At 53.2% G+C, this 3,641-nt stretch carries 2 protein-coding genes; one reads left to right on the top strand and one right to left on the bottom strand.

Going from position 1 to position 3,641, the window contains the following annotated elements; all coding sequences use genetic code 11:
- The coding region (locus VMW13_04755) for a hypothetical protein (protein HUV44124.1) at positions 1-276 on the top strand (276 nt) is incomplete at its 5' end.
- Positions 277-673: 397 nt separating this feature from the next.
- Here the strand turns inward: VMW13_04755 and VMW13_04750 are convergent.
- The coding region (locus VMW13_04750) for a putative Ig domain-containing protein (GenBank protein HUV44123.1) at positions 674-3,641 on the bottom strand (2,968 nt) is incomplete at its 5' end.

The raw sequence follows: 3,641 nt of genomic DNA, 5'->3' as shown, positions 1-3,641 counted from the left end.
CATGAATGCACCGCTCCAAAGATTTGCGGAAGGTATTTCATCCTGCACTGCATAGACGGGGAAGGCACGGTTACTTGGGAGGGGGGCAAGATACGTCTCGAACGTGGGAAAACGGTCGCTGTACCCGCATCGATTGAACCGTACGGTATCACGACAGACATGGGCTGCATTTTCTATCGTGATTATGTGCCGGACCTCAGAAAACTGAGAAAGGAACTGAGCGATTATGGCATCAGCGACGAGAAAATGGCCGGCTTGATAATCAGTGTGGATTGATTTCGCCCAATTTCTCTTTTAGTCCTCCACGGTCCTGTTTGGAGGAGTCTTGTATGTCCACGTGAATGGAGTGTTGTTGACCTTGATCCAGAAACCTTTGCAGGGATCGAGCATATCATACGGAGGATATGGAGGGAACGTGAAGCCGCTCCATGCTCTCCAGATACCACCTTTGAACGTTACCGGTTATGCCTGCAATTGGCCCTCGCTCATTTCATTTATCAGCAGTAAAAGGAGGTTGGGCATTAAGAAAACGGAGACCTCACTGTCAACATTATTCCGGTTTCCCGACAGAGCGAGTCAGAAAAAGGGAGGGTAAGAATTACATCTTACCCTCCCTCATTTATGAAGAGTCACTCAGGATCTTCGCTCCTGAAGTAACGCTCTATTTCTAAAGTTACGGTTTCGGATACGTCCAGGTGAATCCTGTTGTTAGCTGTTTAATATTCATCCACCAGCCTTCGCATGGATCGAATTTATCATACGGAGCAACTGGAGGTAATATAGGACTACCCCATTGTCTCCAGGCACCACCCCTAACGCTGAAATTCCTGACATGAATCTCATCAGCCGCCTGGAAGCCAGGATCGTTGCCCCTGATGCCAATGCGATAAAAGTTGGCCGGATCATACCCGGCACCGGCATTGTCCGTGGCTACGCCCGTGCCCTGGTCGTAAGAGAGTGTTTTCCACACGCCGTTATCACCAACCTGAGCAACCCAATTGAAATCCTCCCAGCCTTCAAGCGCCCAAGTTCCGCCTACTTCGTCGTACGTCCCGGTGTACATGCGGAGTAAAACACTCTGACCGTTAATGTCGCGGGTCCCGCCAAGGGTGTCGATGACAATCTTCGCGTCCATGGTTACTTTGCCGCTTGTGAAGTTCCAAGGTGCTGGCGGGTCCTTTGGCGGATCGGCAGCTGCCAAACTACCCCAGGTATAGTAGGCCGCACCCGTGAACGTGCCGATAACCATCTCATTGGTGAGGCTGAAGTCCAACGTGCAGGCCGAGGCCGTGAATCTGACGTCAGTATTGTCCTCGAAGTTATCAGTAACGAGGAGGATTCCGGTCCTGAACCAAACACCGACATAGTTCTGACCTGCTGCATACCAAAATTCTAATCTGTCAGAGGCCCACTGATTTACCGGGTGGCCTAAGAAGCCGCTGCTGATAAGTCCTGCATCCTCAAGAGCAACAGAAACCGGGAAGCAAGAACCCTGCATATTCCTGTTTCTGACAACAGCAAGCGAACGATTTGTCTTCGAGACACGACCACAGTGCTTGAAGGTCTTCGCAGTCCCCTTGATGTTGAACCAGTACCCCTTATCGGAGTCGATACTAAATACCGGGGGATCAACCGCACTGCCCCAGTTTTTCCATCCAACACCTGCTTTTAGCCAAGCGGCCATGTAGCTCTGAAGGTTGGCGTCCCATGCCTCGATCCTGTCGGAAACCCACTGATTGACAGGGTGTCCAGTCAACTGTGTGCCGACATACTTGTCGAGCGAGGCACTGCCTGGTGTGCCGCCACCTTGGGGATACGGCTCGAACGGTGTGGATTCCATGTTGCGGCCTGTTATAAGGTTGGATGTCATCATCCCGTAGGTCTCCTTATTGAAGCTTATTGGCATCATGCCAATCACCGAGTTCCAGCTCTCGCCGAACCGAATCTCATCGAGAAGAACATCGTTCAGGCCGTAACCTTGGACGTTCTGGGTAACGATTGTACCCTGCCCCATGTCACTGGCTTCATGGATCTGTGAATCTGCATCTGCAGTATTCGGCTCCACGCCCAGAGGCGGGTTAACCCACATCCACACATCATCATCGCCATCGTTGAAGTCGTAACGGGCAACAAGGAAATACGTCTCACCTTCTACTACCGGCGAATAACCCCCCTGGTTGTTGATGGAGAACATGCTGCCCCATCTCTTGCCAAACATCACCTGATAAGCGTCTCTCGGATGGAGGAACGTATCTCCATCACCCCTGTTGATGGCGTGGTACAGGTAGCTGACCCAAAGGGTAGTTCCGGTCTCGCCAATTGTCCTGCCCAAATTGCGACGCCACCACATTGTCGGAGTGTCGGCAGTGGCCGTCGCGCGGAGCGCTCCACCGGTTACGGGCATGTATGAGTATCCGAGTCCCGTGGCGACGATGTTCTCCTGTCCCTGGGTGCCGACTAATTCCCACGCATCAGCCCAGCCTACGCCGCCGTTCTGGCCTCCGAAAGCGCCAGGTTCGTAGTCGAAACCTTCGTACGCAATGAGGCTTCCGGACCACATCTCTCCTGCCGGCACGATGTGGTAGTACTTCTCACCGGTGGCAGGCGTTGTCGTGTCTTCCCAGGTTCCGCTTGTGAGGCCGGAGGCCTCAACGGTCATCCAGTCCATGTTGCCTTCGTTATAGTCATACGGATCTATGCTAGAGATAATACTGATAGTCGTTCCACCGTCCGTGAATGTTAACTCAATATTGCCTGATGAGTTTCTGGCAACATCGGTAACCTCTGGTGGATCAGTGACGACAATGATCCCGTAACCTCTGCTGTCGGACCTTCCTGGTTCCCAGTTGTCGGTCACAGTCACCGAGAAGGTATAAACGCCGAGTGTCGTTGGAGTTCCGCTGACCACACTGGTGCTTGGATCCATGGTTAGGCCTGGTGGCAGACTACCGGTATAACTGAAGGTAAACGGAGGCCAACCATCGATCACTTCGACACCATCCTCATAGTACTCATCAACTTTGCCTGTGTCATACCCACCAGTAAGACGCGGCGGGGGTGCTATGACGTATATCGAGAAGGCTTTCGTGTCGCTGGACGGTGTTGCTTCGGAATCGGTGACAGTCACCGTGAACTCATAGAGTCCGGTAGCGCCGGTATCTATTGTCCCCGAGATGAGGCCCGCGGCGCTCAAGGTCAGGCCGGTTGGCAAAGAACCGCCGAGAGACCAGTTGTAGGGTTCGGTACCGCCCCATGCGCCGAGTTGTTCATAGTAAGCCGAGCCAGGCGCGCCATCAGGAAGCTCGAATGTGGTAATTACAACAGTACCGTCATACGGTGCCAGAGCATATATTATATCGCTGCCAGTATCACCGACATAGTACGTTCCGTCGCTGCCTACTGCACCTTGTCCCCAGGCGCCGCTGCCTGCGTCAAAGCTCCAGAACAAGGAAGCGCTGGTCCCCTCGTCCTTGAGGCAGTATACTTTGCCCTCATTACCATTATGGGCGTAGATATATGTCTGACCACCATCCTCTATAACGCATGGATTTGCAGCAGAGCCACCAGCCTCCGGAAATGCCCATGACCACTTGAGAGCGCCGTCAGCTGAGTCGTAAGCGTTTACGTGGGCGCTCTGCGCG

The organism is Dehalococcoidales bacterium, from assembly GCA_035529395.1.
GTDB lineage: Bacteria > Chloroflexota > Dehalococcoidia > Dehalococcoidales > Fen-1064 > DUES01.
This window is presented reverse-complemented; position numbering and strand designations above follow the sequence as displayed.